Here is a 21,607-nt window from a genome sequence, read left to right as displayed (position 1 = left end):
ATCGCGCCGAGAGTACTGCGGGGTCAGCCCGTGGGAGGCCAGGGCGCCGCTGACCGGTGGACGGCACCGAGCCGTACGCTTGAACTGAGAAGGGGGAGGCCTCGCGGCCTCCCCCTTTTTGCGTTTACGGGCTTTTGTCTCACATAGTAGCTGTGTTTTATAACCCTCGTTTGTCGCATCTTCTGTGAACGGGCTACAATAACTTAGTCTGTGCGATATGGAGGTGAACATGGCTGAAGCTGGTATCGGCGTTGATATCGTCGAGATTTCCCGCATGAAATCAATTCTTGAAAAGACGCCGTCGTTTGCTCGGCGTGTGTTTACCGAAGATGAGCGTGCGTATTGCGATGCATCATCGCGTCCCGCTGCTCACTATGCGAGCCGCTTTGCTTCGCGCGAGGCGGTGCTTAAAGCTCTCGGCACGGGTTTTAGTCAAGGCGTTGGTCGCAAGGATGTTTCGGTAACGCGTGATAAACTCGGCAAACCGAAGGCGCTGCTTTCGGGCCGTGCACTCGAGATCGCTCATGAGCTTGGTGTTGTTGAGGTCGCTCTTTCCATTACGCTTACAGGAGACTTGGCCGTTGCGAATGCCATCGCGATTACCGAAGATGCTCGGCCTAAGCCAAAAGATGAAAAGGTGAGCACCAAGAAACGCGTTGCGCAGACATTTAAAGAGGCTCGCTCTGTTTTAGATGAGCTTGAGCAGCTGCAGAATTCAGCATTGACGGAGCACCTGGGCGATGCTTCGCAAGATACGCTAGGAGCATAGATGAAACCGGTTTTGAGTACCGAAGAAGTCGTTCGTCTCGAGGATATCATCGAACGCGAAGGGACTTCGAAGGCCGAGCTTATGGAGCTAGCGGGTGAGTTTGCCGCCAACGAGGTCTTGAAGCTCAATCCCGATCGGGTTCTCGTTCTGGTCGGTTTTGGTAATAATGGCGGCGACGGTTGGGTTGCCGCCGATATCCTGAGCCATAAGGGTGTGGACGTGGATATCGTTTCTCCGGTTGAACCGGATGAGATTCCTGCTGCTCTGGCACGTCATGTTGCTCGTCGTACTGCCGGCCGCGATGTGCACGTTTGCGTCGGCCCCTCGCGTGATGAACTCGAGGTTTTGATCGATAAGGCCGATGTTGTTGTCGATGCCATTTTTGGTACCGGTTTTCACGGGAATCTGCGTGCGCCGTTCTCCATCTGGATTCCTACGGTCAATGAATGCGCCGACTGTGTCGTATCCATTGATGTCCCCTCGGGCCTGAATGCCGAGACGGGCGTTGTTGATGACGACTGCATTCGTGCCGAGCATACGGTGACGATGATTGCGCCCAAGATTGGTTTGTATAGCGCCGATGGCCCTGAGTATGCTGGCGATTTGATCTGCGGCAATCTTTACGACCGTCTTGACGAGGTCATCGATGATGTCGACCACGCCGCCGAGATTGTCGAGCCCGGTGACTTAGTTGATTACTTTGCTCCACTACCTACGAATATCGATAAGTATTCCCGTGGCTCTGTGCTTATTGTCGCCGGATCTGCGCAATATCCTGGTGCTGCCATTATGGCGGCCAAGTCTGCAGCTCGCGCGGGTGCTGGTTACGTGGCAGTCGCGGCTCCTGACGCCTGCGCCAATCTTATTCGCATGGCACTTCCTTCGATTCCCGTCTTTGCTATTCCGTCTGATTCCCGCGGCTCCTTTGGCGCCGCTGCGCGCATGACGGTGTGCGAGATTGCAAAGAAGTACAGCTGCGTACTGTGCGGTCCCGGTATGACGACATCTGCCGGCGCTATGCAGGTGGTTTCGGGCTTGCTCGAGCTTGATGTGCCGCTTATTTTGGACGCCGATGCACTCAACTGCCTTGCTAAGATTGCCATTGACGGTATTGATAGTAATCCCGAGATGTATCGTCGCGAGCAGCCGTTGGTTATGACGCCGCACTATCGTGAGCTTTCGCGTCTGGTTGCCGGTGACGAGGTGAACGACCTTGGTACCGCGATTGCGGCCGCGCAGAAGGTTGTCTGGGCTGCAGGCTCCGACAATCTGGTGGTCATTGCCAAGGGGCCGACGACGGCTATCTGTGGCGTTGAGCGTGTGTTGCTGCCGCTCTCGGGTCCGGCTTCTCTAGCAACTGCCGGTTCGGGTGATGTTCTCGCGGGTATTTTGGCCGGCACGCTTGCCACCATGCGCGACGAGATGGATCGTTGGGAGTTGCTGTATTCGTACGCCGTCGCACTTCACAGCTACGCCGGTTTTGCCGCGGCGACGGAGTATGGTGAGAAGAGCGTTATCGCGACCGATCTTATCGACTTGATCGGTCCTGCCATGGAGCTGGCGGCAAAGGATGCGCTCGAAGATCTGGGAATCATGGACGAAGGGTCGGATGACTAATCATGAATAAAGCCGATTTGACGCGCTGGTCCTGGGTCGAGATCGACCGTGGGGCGCTCCGTCGTAACACGAGGGCCTACAAGAACTTGCTGAATCCACGTCAGCGCCTGTGCTGCGTGGTCAAGGCCGATGCTTATGGCCATGGAGCTGTTGAGTGCGCCAAGATCATGTATTCGGCCGGTGCCGACATGTTTGCCGTGGCGACGGTTAACGAGGGCGTTGAGCTCCGACAGGGCGGGATTACGAAACCCATCCTCATCCTAAGCGAGCCGCCTATCGAGGCCATTCCGACGTTGCTCGAGTTTGATATCATGCCCTCGGTCTATACGTCTGACTTTGCTCTTGCGTATGGCGAATGTGCCGTCGCGGCGGGCAAAGTGGGCAAGTATCATCTCGCCATCGAGACGGGCATGAATCGTATCGGCGTTCACTACACGCAGGTGCTCGACTTTGTCCGCGGTATAAATTTCCATCGCGGTATTCAGTGCGACGGCGTATTTACGCACTTCGCCACGGCCGATGAACCTTCGGGCTGGGACTACAAACTGCAGTGTCAGCGCTTTACCGAGGCCGTTCAGGCCATTAAGGATGCGGGCTTTGAGTGCGGTATCGTGCACTGCGCCAACACGCCGTCCTCGATGCTCGACCCTTCGATGCATTTTGATATGATTCGCGCCGGCGTTGGCTTGTATGGAATGCAGCCGTGCGAGCTGAGTGGCCGCGTGATGCAGCTTGATCCCGTTATGAGCGTCCATGCGCGTGTGACGCGCGTGGCACACCCTGCGATGGGTGAGGGCGTGGGCTACGGTTTTACCTACCGCGTACCGCGTACGCGCGTTCAGATCTGCACGCTGCCGATCGGTTATGCCGATGGCCTATCGCGTACGCTTTCCAATCGTATGGATGTGCTGTATCGCGGCGAGCGCGTGCATCAGGTTGGCAATATCTGCATGGACCAGTTTATGGTCGCCATTCAGTCCAACCCGGCACACGAGATTCCCGAGGCCGAGTATGGTGACGAGATGATTATTGTCGGCCGCGATGGCGATGCCGAGATCACTATGGACGAGATGGCCCGACTGCGCGGAACGATTAACTACGAGGTCGCCTGCGGCTTTGGCATGCGTCTCGACAAGGTCTACGTGTAGGAGCCGCTATGGGCGTCATGCACATCCCCGGCCATACCCATCAGGCACCACGTGAGGTCGCACTCGAGGAAATTGAGGCCGTTCTGGGCGATTGTCACCTCTGCCAGCTCTACCAGTCGCGTCACAATATCGTGTTTGGCGTGGGAAACCCCCGCGCTCGTGTGATGTTTATTGGCGAGGCGCCGGGCCGCAATGAGGATTTGCAGGGCGAGCCCTTTGTGGGGGCGGCAGGCGAGGACCTCAACGGCATTTTGTCGCTGGCGGGGCTCAAACGCGAAGACGTCTACATTGCCAACGTGCTTAAGTGCCGCCCGCCGGGAAACCGCAATCCACGTCCCGAGGAAGTGCTGGCTTGCTCGCCGTTTTTGCGTGAGCAGATTCGAAGCATCTGGCCCGATATTATCGTGACGCTCGGCAACCCCGCGACGCACTTTGTGCTTAAGACCGAGATTGGCATTACTAAGCTGCGCGGCAGGTTCCACCAGATGGGGCATTTTGTAGTAATGCCCACGTTCCATCCGGCAGCAGCGCTACGCAATCCGGCGTGGCAGGAACTGCTGGAGGAAGACTTTAAGATGCTGGGCGACTATCTGGAGCGACATCCCGCACCAGAGGACGCCTCGGAATAATAAGGAGCATATATGTCCCTGGAGCGCCTGGGGGTAGGTACTTACAAAACGACTTGCGCTGCCGATACGGAGTACTTTGGCGAGCTAATTGCACCGTGCCTTGAGGACGGCGATGTGCTCATCCTGACCGGTGGCCTGGGGGTGGGCAAAACTCACTTTACCAAGGGCGTCTCGCGCGGGCTGGGCGATGAGCATATGGTTACGAGCCCTACGTTTGCGCTCATGGCCGTTCATGATCAAGGCCGTATTCCGCTGTTTCACTTTGATCTATACCGTCTGGAGCATGCCTACGAGCTCGAGGATACGGGCATTTTCGATGTGCTGGGCTATGAGGGTGCTTGCCTGCTGGAATGGGGCGAACAATTCCAAGACGAGCTGACGGATGAGTATCTTTCGGTGACGCTCAAGCGTGATGAGGGCGACAGTGATGTGCGAACGATAACGCTCGAGGCGCACGGTGACCGCGCAATGGAGCTTTCCCATTTGATTGATAAGGCTGTACAAGATGAGCTTGCATAACGACAACGCGCTGGTGGTGGCGCTCGATACCTCGACCGACATGCTTGCCTGCGCGGCAAGCTGGATTGATGGGCAGACGGGCGAGACGAAGCTCGTGAGTGGCGACCACATGTGTCGCCGTCACGCCAACGTTGAGCTCGTGAATACCGTTGATGGCGTGCTGGCTCAAGTCGGTCTGGATCGCAGCGATGTTGGTTGCTACGTGGTCGGCCGCGGCCCGGGGTCGTTTACGGGTGTGCGCATCGGCATCTCCACTGCCAAGGGCCTCGCGCGCGGTGCCAATGTTCCGCTGCTGGGCGTGTCGACGCTCGACGCTTGCGCTTGGACGGCGTGGAAGGCTGGCGTGCGCGGCAAGCTTGGTATCTTGGCCGATGCCATGCGCGGTGAGGTATATCCGGCACTATATATGCTGGGCGATGAGGGTCCCGAGCGTCAATTTGAGCGCGAACACGTGGTCAAGGCCGCCGTGGCGCTCGATGAGTGGCGCCGAGCAGCGGACTGGGACCAGGTTCAGCTGAACGGTGACGGTCTCGTGCGCTATGGCAAGCTGCTGGGTGAGGACGAGACCGCCCGCTGCGTGGAGCGCGACCTGTGGTGGCCTTCGGGCGAGGGCTTGCTGCTCGCGCACGCTGCGGGTGACGGCGATCCGGCTCGCGTCCTGCCGATTTACACGCGCCTTTCGGATGCCGAGGAAAACGAGCGCAAGCGTCTTGGTCTTGCCGAGAGTGCGCAGAGCGAAATTACGGGCGTTGCCGATGAGCTCGCCGGTCGTCATCTGCAGTTCCGTCCCATGGGCGCGGCGGATGCCGAGGGCGCGAGCGCGCTAGAGGCTGCCTGCTTTGAAGGTGCCGGACACGAGGCGTGGACGCCGGGCATGTTCCTGTCCGAACTGGGCGAGGACGTCGCTGCGCCGCGTAGTTGGTGGGTGGCACACGACGACGGCAAGCTACTGGGCCTTGCCGGCGGTATGGTCGTGGACGGTGATGTGCAGATTCTGGATGTCGCCGTCGACCCGGCACATCGCCGTGAGGGCATTGCCCGCAAGCTGCTGTCGCATGTGAGCTATGATGCCCAGATGCTCGGCTGCACCACGGCTTCGCTCGAGGTCGAGGACGGCAACGAGGGAGCGATTGCGCTCTATAACGCTCTGGGCTTTACCGAGGCTGGCCGTCGCCGCGGCTACTATGGTGCCGGCAAGGACGCCATCGTCATGACGGCCCCGCTGCCCCTGGTACTTCCGGTCGACAATGCTTCGCCCGAGCCGACGGCGGCAGAGCAGCGCGTGTGGCCGCTGCCTGCGCCTGGGCGCTCCGAGGGGGAGCGTGCCGAAATTGAGCGCCGCCGCCTAGTGCTCGCTATCGAGAGCTCCTGCGACGAGACGGCCGTGGCGATTATCGATGCGGATGGCAATATGCTGGCCAACCAGGTGTCAACGCAGATTGATTTTCACGCCCGCTTTGGCGGCGTGGTGCCCGAGATCGCCTCGCGCAAACACGTCGAGGTGATTGTGAGTGTCGTGGATGCGGCGCTCGAGGATGCCGCAGCATCGCTTGGTCTTGAGGATGGAGCCATTGCCCCCAGCGAGCTTGCCGCCGTGGGCGTGACACAGGGCCCGGGCCTGGTGGGCGCGCTCGTGGTTGGCGTCGCCTTCGCCAAGGGCTTTGCCTACGCTGCCGGCAAGCCGCTCGTGTGCGTCAACCATCTGGAGGGGCACCTGTTTGCCAACCTGCTGGCGCAACCCGACCTCAAACCGCCGTTTATCTTCACGCTTGTCTCGGGTGGGCACACCATGCTCGTGCACGTGAAGGCGTGGGGCGACTACGAGGTGCTCGGTGAGACGCTCGACGACGCTGTGGGCGAGGCCTTCGACAAGGTAGCCAAGGCATTGGGTCTGGGCTATCCCGGTGGCCCCATCATTTCCAAGCTGGCCGAGACGGGCAACCCCAAGGCGATCGATTTCCCCCGTGCGCTTAACAGCAGAGGAGACTATCGCTTCTCGCTTTCGGGCCTTAAAACCGCTGTGACGCTCTACATTGAACAGGAGACCAAGGCCGGGCGCACGATTCACCTGCCCGATCTGGCGGCTTCGTTTGAGGCAGCTGTCTTTGACGTGCAGTACAAGAAGGCCAAAAACGCACTGCACGCTACCGGATGCAAGGAATACTGCATCGGTGGCGGCGTCTCGGCCAACCCGCATCTGCGCGAGATGATGATCAAGAAGCTTGGACGTCAGGGGATTCGCGTAACGGTGCCGCCCTTGTCTGCCTGTACCGATAACGCAGCCATGATTGCGGAGGTCGCTCGCCGTAAATTCGACCGAGGTGAAATCTCGCCGTTCGACGTCGACGCCGATCCAAACATGACGCTGTAGCTGGTACGGCGCGGTCCCCGGACGGAGGGGCCGGATATAAGGTTTCCTGCTCTACAGTCCTGCGCAAGACGAAGGCCACATTAAGTGGCCTTCTTTGCGTGCGGAACTCGCGATAAACCTTATATCCGGCCCCTCCGTCCGGGGACCTTTCTGTATCGATATAGCTTCCGGGCTGGTTTGGCGTCGACAACGTCCAGCAAGGATAACAAGCCAGCGTCGAATTTCCAGCGTTCTTTAGCTGAAAGAAAAAGTTGGTGTGCGGAGCTTTGCTCCGCACATTTGGGATGGGAGCCCCTGAGAGCCGCGGGAGCCGGGCGGCGCATATGAACTTTATCGCGAGTTCCGCACGCAAAGGAAAGCACTTAATGTGCTTTCCGTCTTGCGCAGGACTGTAGAGCAGGAAAGTTCATATGCGCCGCCCGGCTCCCGCGGCTCTCAGGGGCAACTTTCATGCAAAAACTTTTGTCGGGTAAAGTCCGAGGTCAGTGGCGTTTTATACCGAGAAATTCAAAAAAAGTTGAAAATTCATTACATATTTGCGTTGACTTTAGGTAACTAAAGTTTCATACTCCTTTTCAACCACTGGGGGATGTGAACACGCACGGATCGTTCACATCATGATTGAAGAGGATTTCTTAGACATGTTCACGCATCAGCTAAACATTATCAGCGTAGTAATTATCTGATGCGGGTTAGCACATACAGCTAGCCCGTACGATAACGGGCGGCTGATGAAGATGAGGGCCGTCGAGCGCAACCGACGGCCCTCATTTTTTATGTCTAGGAAGTTCTTTTTAGAGGAGGAAATGTAATGAACGGAGTTTTGCTCATGGTTGTGGCCGCGGCGGTGCTCGCCTGCGGCTATCTGGGCTATGGCCGATGGCTGGCCAACAAGTGGGGCGTTGACAAAGAGGCCCTCACGCCGGCCAAGCGCATGAAGGACGGCAAGAGCTTCTCGCCCGTCTCCGCCTTCACCGCGTTCTCGCACCAGTTCAGCTCGATCTGCGGTGCTGGCCCTGTTACGGGTACGATCGTCGCCATGGCCTTTGGCTGGCTGCCCGTCGTGCTCTGGGTCCTCGTCGGCGGCATCTTCTTTGGTGCCGTCCACGACTTTGGTGCCCTGTACGCTTCGATGAAGAACAACGGCAAGTCGCTCGCTCAGCTCATCGAGAAGTACATCGGCAAGACCGGCCGTCGCCTGTTCCTGCTGTTCTGCTGGCTGTTCTGCATCATCGTCATCGCCGCCTTCACCGACATGGTCTGCAAGACGTTCATGTTCACCCCGGCCGTTGACGCTTCTGGTGCTGCTACCGGTGCCATCGACTTCACCAAGTCCTATGCCGCCGGCTGCGCTGGTACCATCTCCATCCTGTTCACCTTCGTCGCTATCGCCTTTGGTTGGGCCCAGAAGAAGTTCAACCTCACCGGCGCTGCCGAGTTCGTCACCGGCGTTGTCCTCATGGTTCTCATGTTCGCCGTCGGTATGCAGTTCCCGGTCTACCTGGATAAGTTCCAGTGGTTCGCCGTCGTCATGGTCTACCTGGTCTTCGCTGGCGCTATGCCCATCCAGATGCTCAAGACCCCGCGTGACTACCTCACTTCCATCATGATGATCGTCATGATCGTCTGCGCTGTCCTCGGCATCGTCGTCCTGGGCGTCAACGGTCAGGCCACTATCACCGCTCCGGTCTTCACCGGCTTCTCCACTGCCTCCGGCATGATGTTCCCGGTCCTGTTCGTCTCCGTCGCTTGCGGTGCTCTCTCCGGTTTCCACAGCCTCGTTTCTTCCGGCACCTCTTCTAAGCAGGTCGAGAAGGAGCAGGACGCCGTCAAGGTCGGTTACGGCGCCATGATCGTCGAGTCCTTCGTCGGCATCCTTGCCATCATCGTCGCCGGCATCATGTTCTCCGACATGAACACCGCCGGTACCGGCGCCCTCAACGCCGGTGTCGCTTCCACCCCGTTCCAGATCTTCGCCGCTGGCATCTCCCGCGGTATGCAGGCCTTCGGTGTTGACGGCACGCTCGCTACCGTCTTTATGACCATGAACGTCTCCGCTCTGGCCCTGACCTCGCTCGACGCCGTCGCCCGCATCGCCCGCACTTCGTTCTCCGAGTTCTTTGCCCAGACCAACGATGCCCTGGCCATCGAGTCCAAGGCCGGCTACATGAAGGTCCTCGGCAACCCCTGGTTCGCCACGGTCGTTACCCTGCTTCCCGGTCTCGCCCTCGCTTTTGGTGGCTATGCCAACATCTGGCCGCTCTTTGGTGCTTCCAACCAGCTGCTCGGCGGCATGACCATGATCACCCTCGCCGTGTTCTGCAAGTGCACCGGCCGCAAGGGCTGGATGCTCTATGTGCCCGTCGCCTTCCTGCTCTGCTGCACCTTCACCTCGCTGGTCCAGAGCGCCATGGGCTGCATGGCTGCTGTCCAGGCTTACGGCTTCTTCGGCACCATCCCGGCTACCGCCACCACGGCCGCCGTCTCCGTCGCCGCCACCAAGGGCCTGCAGCTTGTCTTCGCCGTCCTGCTGATGGTCCTGGGCCTCATCGTTGCCGTTAACTGCCTCAAGGAGTTCTTCGGCAAGGAGGCTGGTTCCATGCCCGACGAGGAGCCCGAGTGGTCCGAGATGGGCAAGGCCGAGTATGGCCGCACTGCTGCTGCCGAGGCTCCCGCCGACGCCGAGGCTGCCAAGGCCTAATCGACCTGACGAGTTGAGCGTCACATCTATATGACTCGGAAAGACCGGGTCCGCAACGACGCGGACTCGGTCTTTTTTCTTGCGAGAACGGGTGATGCAGGGGCGTCCTCGCAGATGTTTTGCGTGGATAGGCTCGCGCGTTGTACCATATAGACGTATATGTGTACATATGAAAGGGGCCCCGTGGCCAAGACGGTATATTCCGATAACCAAAATAATGTCGATGCCCTGGCTGAGCGTCTGAGCAGCCAGACGTCGCTTTCTGCCGAGCGTGCCAAGCTGGTTGCCTACGACCTGCTTTGCCGCAAGGCGCTCAAGATTAAGTCGAGTGCGCTGGCGCAGATTTTCCGCTCCGTCGATAAGGAATGTGACACCAAGGCGATGCGCGATGAGCTTATCGCGGCAAATATCGTGACCAAGATCGAGGGTAGCGGCATTAACGGGCGCCCGGCGTTCTATACCATCAATGCCGAGATCCGCGATGCCCAGGAGCAGCCTGCCGAGTCCGTCGAGGATTTTGTCGTCGAGGATTCCGCTGACGTGCCTGCTGTGGAAGAAACTGCTCCGCGTGAGCATGTCGATACCGATGAGTTGCTCGATGAGAACGTCGTGCGTGCCTTTACGGCCAAGGCAGGACGCGGCGGTTTTGGTGGGGGTGGCAAGCGCGATGCGCAGCGCCGCGCCCAGCAGGAGCGCTTCCGTCGCGCCGTTGCTCAAAAGGGCGAGACGGATGCCGAGGCCGTCGAGGAAAAGTCCGTCGGGATGCAGGAGCCGACTCGCACTCAAGAGCATGCTAAGATCCAGGAGCCCAAGCGTCGCCGCGGTGCGCATTTTAGGGCCGAACAGCAGGATGTTATGCGCGAGGCCGAAGAGACTGCCGAGGTTGCGGACGATTCCGAGAAGCCGGCCAAGAAGGCCTCAGACTCGTGTCGTCCCGGTCGCGGCTTTGCAGGTCGCGCGTACCCCGTAAAGCGTCAGGAGAAGGTTAATCAGGTTCCGGAGGTGAGGGCCGAGAAGGCCGTGAAGCCTGCCGAGTCGGAAGTTCGTGAACAGAAGCCTGTTGATGAGCAGGTTGCGTCCGATACGGAGACTCAGGGCCAGCAGCCTACTGATGAGCAGACGGAGCAGGGCACGTCGAGCAAGCCTCGCCGCCGTCGCCATCGTGGGGGCCGCAGTTCCCATGCCGAGACTGCAACCGAGAAGACCACGCCGCAGAACGAGGATGCGAAGGCCGAGGTTTCTTCGGGGCAGCCTAAGCGCCAGCCGGCGAAGGAGAGCAAGTTCGATCGTCCGCAGAAGCAGGCGTCTATGCCGAAGCACGAGCGCAATTCCCAGGGCGATTCTAAGCGCAAGTCTCAGAAGAAGCCGGAGTCTGCCGCAGCAGATACTGCTGCCCAGCAGCCCAAGTCGTCCGCCCACGGCGAGGTCTCGGCGTTTGCCCTTGCCCGCGTTTTAGGCAGGCAGCTGCTCAAGGTTGTCCCTACGCCTACGGCGCTCTCCAAGATCAAGGAGCAGCAGACACAGATCGTAAAGGTCGAGGGCAAGGACGGCAAAAAGGCTCCGCAGCGCACTCAGCACAACGAGATGTCCAACCGCAAGATTGCCGAGGAAATCGCAATCATCCAGGCTTGGATCGAGCAGAACCGAGGTGCCGATACGCCGGTTGCCTCGCGCCGCCAGCGTGCCTACCAGATCTTTAACGACGAGAAGGCTTTTGACGGCAAGCACGGTGAGCGCCTGATCAGGCGTATGACCGAAAAGGGCATCAGCATGCAGGCGATCAAGGTCGCCCCCAATCGCCCCGTGCACTTTACGGGCTTCTTTACGCTGGGAGCCGACAAGCCGTTCATTATGGTCGAGAACCTGGACACCTACGACGAGATCGTCAGGCTGCTGCGTGGCCGCAAGCACGCCAAGCTCTTTGGCATCAAGGTGGGCGGCGTGATTTTTGGCGGCGGATGCAAGGCGAGCGTCTCGCATGCCCTGGACGATTATCTGGCCGAGATTGGCTATCGCTTTAACTACGTCTACTACGTGGGCGATATCGATCGCGAGGGCGCACGCATTGTCGAGCAGGCTCGCAATGCCAATGTGGTTGAGATTCGCCTGCATGCCGGCATGTACCGTGCCATGCTCGCCGAGCATAAGCGTCGCGTGAAGGCCGGCGGCGAGTGCGAGCCCGCGGCTGCCAACCAGGGCGTGCCGCAGAACCTGGCGGCGACGATCAAGGATCTGCCCATGGTTACGCGCGTGCAGTTCCGCAACGTGCTGCGCGAGGGCGGGCGCATTCCGCAGGAGATTCTGATGACCGCAGACTATCGGGATGGCGACTCGGGAAGCTTCGACCGCATGCTCAACAACTAGGGCGTTCGGCCCCGGGAGAGCGGGGACACCGGCTTAGGTTTCCTGCTCTACAGTCCTGCTCACGACGGAGGCCACATTAAGTGGCCTCCTGTTCGTGCGGAACTCGCGATAAACCTAAGCCGGTGTCCCCGCTCTCCCGGGGCCTGTGGTTACCTGGTTGTTGCATGCGGCTCGCTTTTCGGAACTGGGCTGATATTTTCTTGATGTTAGGCGCTCTTGGTCCTAATGGGCTTGGGGCGCCTTCGCGTTTCCTCAGCTCCGCACCCTTGCGGGTTCGAATTCCTCCGCTTGCCCACAAGAAAGCGCCCTGGGCCGTTATGGGCTTAGGGCGCTCAGTTCTAATGGCTGGGACGGAGGGATTCGAACCCCCAACAGCCGGCACCAAAAACCGGAGTTCTACCGTTGAACTACGTCCCAATGTGTGGTGTTGCCCAAAAGCAACTCGTTTAGTTTACCTAATCTGCGAGGGCATCGCAAACGCCATCGAGCAGGCGTACGGCGAGTGTCTGCGCGTCGCTGGCCGTGAAGGTGCCGTTGTAGCGCGTCATGCCCGTTAGCTCAATGCGAATGCGTGCCGGCTTCTGCTGCGCGGCGACATTGGCAGTGCGGATGCGCTGGGCCAGGTTGTGGCACTCGGCGAGGGCAATCGTGGCGCGCGGTGCGGCGTCGGCGGGCAGCTCGTCGCTTGCAATCTCGAGCACCAGGTCAACGTCGGTTGGGACCTCGGAGTCGCAGAGCATCATGCCGCTGTTGTCGGTCGTTGCCGTGGCGATATTCCACATGCGCGACGCAACACTGCGTGCGATGGGGTCCTCGCCGATAACGGCAATCTGGAAGCGCTCGAGCACGTTGGCGGCGCGAGCAAAACCGATGCGGGACTCGGCTTCGGTGACCGAGGGCTTGCCCTCCCACACATGGTGCAGGCGGTTGATGTAGGCGTAGGTGTCCTGGAAGGCCATGCCGTCGGCAAACAGGCCGACATTTTCCTGGAACTGCTGCAGGGCGGCCTCGGTATGCGGACCAAAGTAGCCGTCGTCTTCACCACAGGCAAAGCCCAAAACGTTGAGAGCGCGCTGCAGGGCCTGCACATCGGCGCCATGGAAATTGGGCATGCGCAGATAGAGGGTGCGGTCGCCCAGCTTATACGAAGCGTCTACAAGGGCGCTCCAGCAGGGGATATCGACGGCATGACCGGCAGCAAGGCCGCTGTCGAGCCTGAAGGTGCTGACGGCCTGCTCAGTGGTGGCTCCAAAGTACTTGTCGGTGACTTCGGCGGCATCAATCGTGTAGCCGAGCTGCAGGAGACGAGACTGCACGTCCTCGACGGCTGCTCCTTGCATGCCCGTTGTAATAGGTTCCATGAACGAACCCCTTTCGGCGTACCATTCGTACTATTTGAGCGTCTGTCGGATAGACAACGCAAAGGGATGCATAAACATGCACTCAACAGTGTAGCAAGTTGTGCCTAAATACGCTGCTGACAGGTTTTATAACCCCCGTTAGTTAAGGCGCTCCACAAAGAAATCTGCCATGGAGAGGAACAGCTCACGTGCGTGCGGATCAAGCTCAACGTTCTCGATGGCCGCTTTGGCCTTAGCGGTCAGGTCGAGCGCGTAAGTGTGGGCGTAATCGATAGAGCCGGTCTCCTGGAAGATCTCCACGGCGCGTGCGAGCTGCGCGGGATCATCGGTGCCCGAGGAAAGAATCGCCTCGATCTCGTCGTGGTGGCGCTCATCAGAGAGGGCGTGTACGGCGACAAGCGTGCGCTTGCCCTCGGTGATGTCGGTGCGGAAGTCCTTGTTGGCGGCTTCCTTAGTGCCGACAAGGTTGAGCAGGTCGTCCTGAATCTGAAAGGCGAGGCCCGTGTGCAGGCCAAAGGCGCGCAGCGCTTCGATTTGCTCATCGCTGCCGCCGCCGATAATGGCCCCGGCGGCAAGCGGCGTGGCTCCGCTGTAAAACGCGGTCTTGTGCGTCGCCATGTCCAGGTAGTCATCAACCGAGATATCAAAGCGCCCGTCACGGACCCAACCCAGGTCGAGCGCTTGACCCTCGATGGTGCGGACGATCATCTCGGTAAGCTCGTGGAGCACACGCAGCTTCACGTCGGACTCCAGCGTGGGGTCGTCGAGAACCGTCTTGGTGACCATGGTGAGCGCCAGGTCGCCACAATTGATGGCAAGGCCCGTGCCCTCGGTAAGGTGCATGCAGGGCTTACCTCGACGAAGCTGTCCGTTGTCGGCGATGTCGTCATGGATAAGCGCTCCCGACTGAAAGTGCTCGATAGCTGCCGCCGCGCTGCGGGCGCTCTCAAAGCTGCCACCTACCGCGGTGGCGGCGAGCATGCAGATGAGCGGGCGGTGGCGCTTGCCGGCATTGGCCGTAAATGTCGAGAGCGGGGTATACAGGTAGCGCTCGATATCGGCAGAGGTCGCCTGTCCGTCAAAGAACGTGGCCAGATAGTCGTTGATCTGGTCAAAGTGCTGGGCTAAAAAGCTGGTAAACGGACTGGACACGGGTTCTCGCATTCTTTCTTAGGTTGCATCGTTGCGGTGTGCAGATACCATATTGCCACATTGGAGTTGCCGGCGCGTCTGTTTTGGCGATTTGGGGAAACGGGACGCGTGCGCGTGCCGGCTGCTTATATAAGCCTAAAGTGCTCGAGCGCCTTGACGACGCCATTTTTGTCGACCGAGTCGGTGATGTAGTCGGCGCGCTTTTTGAGATAGTCCGGCGCATTGCCCATGGCGATACCGACATCGACGGCGTTCATCAGCGAGACGTCATTGCTGGCGTCGCCGATGCCGTATACGGTTCCGTGGTGGGGATCGAGGGCGTCGAGTACAGACTGGATGCCCCCGCGCTTCGTGCATTCGCGGGGCGAGATTTCGGTTACCTCGAGTTCGAGCTCGTTAAAGCACAGCAGCGGCTCAAGTGCCTTATCTTGAGCGATGTGGTTGGCGAGCGATGTAGACATCAAGATCTTGTAGACACTGTAATGTTGCAGCTGCGTGACTGCGTCGCCCAGGGTGCGCGCGTATCCGGGAGCATCGGGGGCATCGGCACTCATGCGCACGACGCCGTTGAGGCCCTCAAAGCGGATGACCTCGCCCGATTGCTCAAGGTAGGGGGCAAGACGCTGCAGCATACCGGGCGTCATCGACAGATCGCGAATTGCGTGTCCGTTGATCTCGGCGTAACCGCCCGCAAGACAGACGATGCCGGTCCAGGGCAGCTCAAGAAGTTTGGGGTGGATGCAGCTGAGGGTACGTCCCGTGCAGATAAAGGCCATGTTGCCGTTGGCGACAAACTCGCGGATTGCCTGCGAAACCGCCTCGTTGGGATAGGGGGAGAGGTCCCGCTCGTCTTCGGGAAGGTCTTGGGCGAGCCTGGGGTCTTGCCAGGCGAGCGTTCCGTCGATATCGAAGAAGCAGATATCGCCGCGCTTATGGGCTGCGCTGGCGGCAGGGGAGGCCGAGGTGGTGGGCACAAATCCCGGCTCGAGGCCCATAATCTGGTCAAAATGCTCTTTAACGCGGGGAACGGAGATGCCGATGACCACCTGGGCGGTCTTGCCCGTAATGATGAGGCCCTTGGCGCCCACCGCGACAAACGATGCGTTATCTGCAACGATGGAAGGGTCTGCGACCTCGACGCGCAGACGCGTGGCGCAGTTGGTTGCGCCCACGATATTGCCAACGCCACCTAAAAGCTGAATTACCCGCTCAGCGAGGACGTGATCTTGATCGGATCGACTATCGACCTCGTCGTTGGGAGATTGCTCTTTGGCAAAGCCGCTTTCCGTTAAACGATCGATTGCCGCGCGATTGGCGACATGATCCTCGCGGCCCGGCGTCTTAAGGTCATAGGCCAAGATGAGTGCTCGAAAACTAACAAAAAAGATGAGGCTAAAGGCAAGGCCGATACCGAGCGCCAAAAGATAGGCACCGGCATGCGTGCGCATGAGCGGAATAAAGTTGAAGGCTGCCATCTCCATGAGGCCGCCTGAGAAGATGCCGACGATGCCAAAGAGATTCATGGTTGTGGCAAGGCAAGACGATAAGACGGCGTAGAGAAAAAAGAGCCCGGGGTGGGTGAACATAAAGAGAAACTCGAGTGGCTCGGTAACGCCGCAAACCACCGAGGCGATGATGGCGGGAACAAGGATGACCCTGAGGCCGGCGCGGCGCTCGGGTTTTGCGGTGGAGTAGAACGCGGCTGCGATGGCAGGAAGGCCAAAGAGCTTGACCCAGCCAGTGGCGGTAAAACCGGCCCACGGCGCAAGCTCATTAAGGGGGCGCGTGCTATGGGAGAGGATGGGGAGCAAGCTGCTCCACGTGGCGTAGATGCCGTCGTTAATGACCAGGTTGTCGTAGTAGATCGGCATGTAGAGCAGGTGGTGCAGCCCCATGGGCTCGAGTGCTCGCTCCAAAAGCACAAAGATGCCCACGCCAAAGGGGCCGACGCTCGTAAGTGCATGGCGCAGCGTTTCGGTCATTGCGTATACGGAGGGCACGATGGCGGCCGAGATAGCGGCAAGGGCAAACACGGCAAAAAAGCTGATGAGGTAGACCAGCGAGGAGCCCGAGAAGGTGCCGAGCCAATCGGGAACCTTGGCATCGTAGAAGCGGTCATGGATGGCGACGACGGTTGCCGATACCGCCAGCGGGCCGATAATGCCGGTGTCGAGCGTCTTAATGCCGTCGATGACGGTGATACCGTTGGCGGGGGTCAAAGATGACGGGTACTTAAGTCCAAGGTTGTCTCCGCTCAGCTTAATGATCTCGCTCAAAAAGAAGCAATAGGCAAAATAGGCCACGAGTGCCTCGAGGCAGCAGCGTGCCGGTTGCTTTTGGGCAAGACCGATAGGCAGCGCTACGGCAAAAAGGAGCGGGAGGCGTTTAAAGACCGTCCATGAGCCGCGCTGGATGATGGTCCAAAAAACGTACCAAGGGGTTCCGTATACGGCGAGATCGCCGACGATGTCCGCAGTCGTTGCGAGAGCGGAGACGCCGACCATGAGGCCCGATATAGAAAACAGCATGGCGGGAGCGAACATCGCCCCGCCAAAGCGTTGGATTTTTTGCAGCATGTTCTGCCTTCCGAATATCGAGGCGCGTTGCGCGTGGGGAAACGTTTAAACAATGGATTCATTGTAGAGGACCAGACGATTGTCGTACCGGCAGTTTTGAGCGAAACCGATTTGGGCACGACAGAAACCGTCAACGGTTAAATCCTGTCGCTTTACCGATATTCGGTTTAAACAACTTTAAGAAATGCTATCGTGCCTAGCCGGAAATAAATTATGTAGAGGTGAAACAATGCCAAAAGCGATATACGAAGGAATCTACCGCGAGATCCGTTCGCGCATCATTAACGGGACCTATGCGTTTCAGGAGATGCTGCCAACCGAAGCCGAGCTGACCGCGGAATTTGGCTGCACGCGCAATACCGTCCGCCGCGCTTTGAGCATGCTGGCCGACGGGATGTTTGTGCAGCCCATACACGGCAAGGGCGTGCGCGTTATTTGGCTTAAGGGCGAAACCGACATGTTGGGCGCACTCGAAGAGGTTGAGTCGTTTGGCGAGTTTGCAAAGCGCAACAATGCCGTTGCATCGACGGTCGTTAAGTCCTTTGAACATTTGATTTGCACCGAGCAGCTCTCTTGTCGCCTGGGCTTTAGGGTGGGCGAGGAGCTTATTCGCGTAGTGCGTGTCCGAAGCCTCAACGGCAACGCGCGCCAAGTGGACCATGGCTATTTTTTGGCGTCGATCGCCAAGGGCCTGACCCCCGAGATCGCGGCAGATTCTATTTACGGCTATCTGGAGCACAAGCGCGGTGTCAAAGTGATGGCGAGCCGCCGTACGGTGAGTGTCGAGCTCGCCAACGATGAAGACTGCAGCTATCTTGACCTCGGCAAATACAACTGCGTTGCCGTCATGGAGAGTCAGTCGTACACCTCGGATGGCATCTTGTTTGAGGTGACGCACACTCGCACACACCCCGAGATCTTCCATTACCGCGTCAATTCCAAGCGATAGCCGGCTAGCTCGCAGCCTGACGAGACTCATGCCCTCAAAGAGAAAACGCCCGGTCAAACCGACGATGCATCGGCTTGACCGGGCGTTTTCTCTGCATTCGATAACAAATAATTGTTTATACAAAACTTGTCAAGTATCAAGTTGAAATTACCGTTCACCGAAGTTTTTCTACCGCTCTAGTAATACTTGTTCAAACAACTAGCCAAATAGCGTATCGTACAAATCAGCAAAAGGGGCAAAGTCCCCGAGCCAATCTCCGAAGGCGGCGGCAAAGGGTGCCGCCACGGTGTGAAAGGGTGGATTGTAATGAAGAACGAAATGAGCAGAAGGCAGTTCCTGGGCTTTGCTGGTTCCGCGGCTGCGGTTCTTGGTCTGGGTCTCGTGGGCTGCGGTGGTTCTGCCGGCTCCGGCTCCTCTGCTTCTGGTGACGCTGCCGAGGTCTACTTCCTCCAATTCAAGCCCGAGGTCGATAAGGAGTGGAAGGAGATCGCCAAGGCATATAAGAAGGAGAAGGGCGTCGAGGTCAAGATCGTGACCGCCGCCTCCAACACCTACGAGGAGAAGCTCAAGTCCGAGATGTCCAAGAGCTCCGCTCCGACCCTGTTCCAGGTCAACGGCCCCACCGGCCTTAAGAACTGGAAGGATTACTGCGCCGACCTGTCCGATACCAAGCTTCGCGGTGAGCTCATTGACGACTCCCTGGCTCTGCAGTCCGACGGCAAGGATCTGGGTATCGACTGGGTCCAGGAGAGCTACGGCATCATCTACAACAAGCAGCTGCTCGAGAAGGCTGGCTACAAGGCCGAGGACATCAACTCCTTCGACAAGCTGAAGGCTTGTGCCGACGACATCCAGGCCCGCAAGGACGAGCTTGGTGTTGAGGGTGCCTTTACTTCCGCCGGCATGGATGACTCCTCCAGCTGGCGCTACACCACCCACCTCGCCAACCTCCCGCTCTACTACGAGTTCGAGAAGGAGCACAACCAGGAGGACGACGAGATCAAGGGCGAGTATCTCGACAACTTCAAGCAGATTTTCGACCTGTACATCACCGACTCCACCTGCGATCCTTCGCAGCTTGCCTCCAAGACCGGCGACGACGCCACCAACGAGTTCGCAACCGGCAAGGCCGTCTTCTATCAGAACGGTTCTTGGGCCTACGCTGACCTCACCAAGGCCGGCATGACCGACGATCAGATTGGCATGATGCCCATCTACATCGGTGTCGACGGCGAGGAGAACCAGGGCCTGTGCTCCGGCGGCGAGAACTACTGGTGCGTCAGCTCCCAGGCTTCCGAGGATGCCCAGAAGGCCACCGAGGACTTCATGTATTGGTGCGTCACTTCTGACACCGCCACCAGCATCATCGCTGACAAGATGGGTCTGACTGCCCCGTTCAAGAGCGCTAAGGAGACCACCAACGTCTTCTCGCAGCAGGCCGTTGCCATGGCCAAGGACGGCAAGAAGACCGTCGCTTGGGACTTCGTTTACATCCCCTCTGAGGAGTGGAAGAAGAACCTCAAGCAGGCTCTGATTGCCTATGCTGCCGACAACAGCAAGTGGGACGGCGTCAAGAACGCCTTCGTCGATGGCTGGAAGACCGAGAAGGCTGCTTCCGAGTAAGCAGTTGCTGCCCAAGCTATCTGATTAGCGACAGGGGGCGGGCAGACGTTGGTTTGCCCGCCCCCTGCATATTGAAAGGACCCTTCTATGGGCAAAGCACTCAAGCGCTGGTGGCCGCTCTTTATGCTGCCCACGTGTCTGGCGTTTATGATCGGGTTCGTGATCCCCTTTATCCAGGGTTTCTATCTCTCGTTCTGCCAGTTTATTACCATCAACAACACGCACTTTGTCGGTATCGAGAACTACGTGCGCGCACTGTCCGATCCGCAGTTTGCCACGTCGTTCTTCTTTACCGTGGCGTTTGCCTTCCTGTCGACGGTGCTCATCAACGTGATCGCGCTGGCCATCGCGCAGGCGCTCACCCGCAAAGCGCTCAAGGGCACCAACATCTTCCGTACGATCTTCTTTATGCCTAACCTGATCGGCGGCATCGTGCTGGGCTACATCTGGCAGATTCTGATCAACTGCCTGCTCTCCAACGTGGGCGCCCAGCTCATCGCCCTTAACTCTGCTGCTGGCTTCTGGGGCCTTATCATCCTGACCCTGTGGCAGCAGGTCGGCTACATGATGATCATCTACATCGCTGGTCTGCAGTCCATTCCGTCCGACTACATCGAGGCCGCCAAGGTCGACGGTGCCACGGCATGGCAGACGTTTTGGAAGGTTAAGATCCCTAACCTGATGCCGACCATCACCATCTGCCTGTTCCTGTCCATCACCAACGGCTTTAAGCTGTTCGACCAGAACCTCGCCCTTACCGGCGGCGCCCCCGCGCACTCCACCGAGATGCTCGCCCTGAACATCTACAACACGTTCTATTCGCGTGCCGGTATCGCATGGCAGGGCATCGGTCAGGCCAAGGCGGTTATCTTCTGCATCCTGGTCGTAGCCATCTCCATGATTCAGCTTAAGGCCACGAGGTCCAAGGAGGTGCAGCAGTAATGAAACGCGATAAGGTTATCAACCGCGCGCTCTCGATTTTCTTTACGATTCTGTCGCTCGCGTGGATCTACCCCGTGTTCATGATTGCGCTCAATTCCTTTAAAAAGGCAACTGCAATCAGCACCACCACGGCATTCGATCTGCTCACGCCCGAGACGTTCAACGGCCTCGCAAACTACATGCATGCCCTTAACGAGCAGGGCTTTGCCTCGGCATTTATGTACTCGCTCATCATCACGGTCACGTCGGTCGTGCTGATTCTGGTGTGCTGCTCCATGTGTGCTTGGTACGTAGTGCGCGTCAACAGCAAGATCTCGAACTTCTTCTATTACCTGTTCGTCTTCTCGATGGTCGTGCCCTTCCAGATGCTCATGTTCACGCTGTCCAATTTGGCGGACCGCATCGGCTTCAACACGCCGTTCAACATCTGCTTTATCTACCTCGGCTTTGGCGCGGGCCTGGCGGTCTTTATGTTCGCCGGCTTTGTAAAGAACATTCCGCTCGAGATCGAAGAGGCGGCCATGATTGATGGCTGCAACCCGGTCCAGGTGTTCTTTAAGATCGTCCTTCCCATCATGAAGCCCACCTATCTTTCGGTCGGCATCCTCGAGACCATGTGGGTCTGGAACGACTATCTGCTGCCCTACCTTACGCTCGACTCCACCAAGTACAAGACCATTCCTATCTTGATCCAGTACTTCCGCGGCGGCTACGGCCACGTCGAGCTCGGCCCCATGATGGCCTGCATCATGATGGTCGTTATCCCCATCGTCATCATGTACATCCTCTGTCAGAAGTACATCATCGACGGCGTGGTGGCAGGTGCCGTCAAGGGCTGATGCCGTAACTGTTTTGCAAGTTTCTGCGGCGCCCCTCAGCGCGGCGC

The 21,607-nt window shown here is 58.6% G+C and carries 15 protein-coding genes and 1 tRNA gene; 12 read left to right on the top strand and 4 right to left on the bottom strand.

The features are described from left to right. Positions 1-229: 229 nt before the first annotated feature. The 8 genes from acpS (at position 230) to AAAX32_RS09525 (ending at position 12,118) form a co-directional block, all read left to right on the top strand. Positions 230-769, top strand: a complete 540-nt coding sequence (gene acpS, locus AAAX32_RS09560; protein ID WP_343001203.1) for a holo-ACP synthase — start codon at positions 230-232, stop codon at positions 767-769. Further along, positions 770-2,386 (top strand): NAD(P)H-hydrate dehydratase, encoded by a 1,617-nt coding sequence (locus AAAX32_RS09555; protein ID WP_082222952.1) that lies wholly within the window; start codon positions 770-772, stop codon positions 2,384-2,386. A gap of 2 nt (positions 2,387-2,388) precedes the next feature. Continuing rightward, complete coding sequence (gene alr / locus AAAX32_RS09550) at positions 2,389-3,534, top strand: alanine racemase (protein WP_035137770.1); 1,146 nt, start codon at positions 2,389-2,391, stop codon at positions 3,532-3,534. 8 nt (positions 3,535-3,542) lie between these two features. Continuing rightward, on the top strand, positions 3,543-4,163 hold the full coding sequence (locus tag AAAX32_RS09545; RefSeq protein WP_006235848.1) for a uracil-DNA glycosylase: 621 nt from the start codon (positions 3,543-3,545) through the stop codon (positions 4,161-4,163). A gap of 12 nt (positions 4,164-4,175) precedes the next feature. Continuing rightward, positions 4,176-4,682 (top strand): tRNA (adenosine(37)-N6)-threonylcarbamoyltransferase complex ATPase subunit type 1 TsaE, encoded by a 507-nt coding sequence (gene tsaE / locus AAAX32_RS09540; protein ID WP_117735673.1) that lies wholly within the window; start codon positions 4,176-4,178, stop codon positions 4,680-4,682. Continuing rightward, positions 4,669-7,053: a tRNA (adenosine(37)-N6)-threonylcarbamoyltransferase complex transferase subunit TsaD gene (gene tsaD / locus AAAX32_RS09535; RefSeq protein ID WP_349100667.1), complete on the top strand. Its 2,385-nt coding sequence runs from the start codon at positions 4,669-4,671 to the stop codon at positions 7,051-7,053. Before tsaE ends, tsaD begins: the two co-directional genes overlap by 14 nt. Before the next feature lie 811 nt (positions 7,054-7,864). Further along, entirely contained in the window at positions 7,865-9,754 is a 1,890-nt protein-coding gene (locus AAAX32_RS09530) for a carbon starvation CstA family protein (RefSeq protein ID WP_343001201.1), read from the top strand. Between the two features lie 183 nt (positions 9,755-9,937). Further along, positions 9,938-12,118: a hypothetical protein gene (locus AAAX32_RS09525; RefSeq protein ID WP_349100666.1), complete on the top strand. Its 2,181-nt coding sequence runs from the start codon at positions 9,938-9,940 to the stop codon at positions 12,116-12,118. Between the two features lie 342 nt (positions 12,119-12,460). Here AAAX32_RS09525 and AAAX32_RS09520 read toward each other — a convergent pair. The 4 genes from AAAX32_RS09520 to AAAX32_RS09505 form a co-directional block, all read right to left on the bottom strand. Beyond that, positions 12,461-12,535: transfer RNA gene (locus AAAX32_RS09520), tRNA-Gln, on the bottom strand. A 38-nt stretch (positions 12,536-12,573) separates the two neighbouring features. Continuing rightward, positions 12,574-13,479 (bottom strand): peptidoglycan-binding protein, encoded by a 906-nt coding sequence (locus AAAX32_RS09515; protein ID WP_022094145.1) that lies wholly within the window; start codon positions 13,477-13,479, stop codon positions 12,574-12,576. Between the two features lie 138 nt (positions 13,480-13,617). Then, complete coding sequence (locus tag AAAX32_RS09510) at positions 13,618-14,631, bottom strand: polyprenyl synthetase family protein (RefSeq protein WP_349100665.1); 1,014 nt, start codon at positions 14,629-14,631, stop codon at positions 13,618-13,620. Positions 14,632-14,756: 125 nt separating this feature from the next. Continuing rightward, entirely contained in the window at positions 14,757-17,207 is a 2,451-nt protein-coding gene (locus AAAX32_RS09505) for a PTS transporter subunit EIIC (protein ID WP_349100664.1), read from the bottom strand. A 229-nt stretch (positions 17,208-17,436) separates the two neighbouring features. On the opposite strand from AAAX32_RS09505, the gene AAAX32_RS09500 reads away from it, so the two are divergent. The 4 genes from AAAX32_RS09500 (at position 17,437) to AAAX32_RS09485 (ending at position 21,560) form a co-directional block, all read left to right on the top strand. Further along, positions 17,437-18,156 (top strand): GntR family transcriptional regulator, encoded by a 720-nt coding sequence (locus AAAX32_RS09500; protein ID WP_138375221.1) that lies wholly within the window; start codon positions 17,437-17,439, stop codon positions 18,154-18,156. Between the two features lie 306 nt (positions 18,157-18,462). After that, positions 18,463-19,779, top strand: coding sequence for an ABC transporter substrate-binding protein (locus AAAX32_RS09495; RefSeq protein WP_138341397.1), 1,317 nt, complete (start codon positions 18,463-18,465; stop codon positions 19,777-19,779). Between the two features lie 87 nt (positions 19,780-19,866). Continuing rightward, the gene (locus AAAX32_RS09490; protein ID WP_055285610.1) at positions 19,867-20,721 is read left to right on the top strand and encodes a sugar ABC transporter permease; all 855 of its coding nucleotides are present in this window, start codon (positions 19,867-19,869) and stop codon (positions 20,719-20,721) included. Next, positions 20,721-21,560 carry a carbohydrate ABC transporter permease gene (locus tag AAAX32_RS09485; protein WP_006235865.1) on the top strand — a complete coding sequence of 280 codons (840 nt, stop codon included), beginning with the start codon at positions 20,721-20,723 and terminating at the stop codon, positions 21,558-21,560. The genes AAAX32_RS09490 and AAAX32_RS09485 overlap by 1 nt, the downstream gene beginning before the upstream one ends. Positions 21,561-21,607 lie beyond the last annotated feature (47 nt).

Origin of the sequence: Collinsella sp. CLA-ER-H3, assembly GCF_040092425.1 — a bacterium.
In the GTDB taxonomy this organism is placed as follows: Bacteria; Actinomycetota; Coriobacteriia; order Coriobacteriales; family Coriobacteriaceae; genus Collinsella.
This window is presented reverse-complemented; position numbering and strand designations above follow the sequence as displayed.

Coding starts and splice junctions, on each gene's coding strand:
- AAAX32_RS09495 (WP_138341397.1), top strand. CDS start 18,463: ATGAAGAACGAAATGAGCAGAAGGCAGTTCCTGGGCTTTGCTGGTTCC.
- AAAX32_RS09515 (WP_022094145.1), bottom strand. CDS start 13,479: ATGGAACCTATTACAACGGGCATGCAAGGAGCAGCCGTCGAGGACGTG.
- acpS (WP_343001203.1), top strand. CDS start 230: ATGGCTGAAGCTGGTATCGGCGTTGATATCGTCGAGATTTCCCGCATG.
- AAAX32_RS09530 (WP_343001201.1), top strand. CDS start 7,865: ATGAACGGAGTTTTGCTCATGGTTGTGGCCGCGGCGGTGCTCGCCTGC.
- AAAX32_RS09485 (WP_006235865.1), top strand. CDS start 20,721: ATGAAACGCGATAAGGTTATCAACCGCGCGCTCTCGATTTTCTTTACG.
- AAAX32_RS09500 (WP_138375221.1), top strand. CDS start 17,437: ATGCCAAAAGCGATATACGAAGGAATCTACCGCGAGATCCGTTCGCGC.
- AAAX32_RS09555 (WP_082222952.1), top strand. CDS start 770: ATGAAACCGGTTTTGAGTACCGAAGAAGTCGTTCGTCTCGAGGATATC.
- AAAX32_RS09545 (WP_006235848.1), top strand. CDS start 3,543: ATGGGCGTCATGCACATCCCCGGCCATACCCATCAGGCACCACGTGAG.
- alr (WP_035137770.1), top strand. CDS start 2,389: ATGAATAAAGCCGATTTGACGCGCTGGTCCTGGGTCGAGATCGACCGT.
- tsaD (WP_349100667.1), top strand. CDS start 4,669: ATGAGCTTGCATAACGACAACGCGCTGGTGGTGGCGCTCGATACCTCG.
- tsaE (WP_117735673.1), top strand. CDS start 4,176: ATGTCCCTGGAGCGCCTGGGGGTAGGTACTTACAAAACGACTTGCGCT.
- AAAX32_RS09505 (WP_349100664.1), bottom strand. CDS start 17,207: ATGCTGCAAAAAATCCAACGCTTTGGCGGGGCGATGTTCGCTCCCGCC.
- AAAX32_RS09490 (WP_055285610.1), top strand. CDS start 19,867: ATGGGCAAAGCACTCAAGCGCTGGTGGCCGCTCTTTATGCTGCCCACG.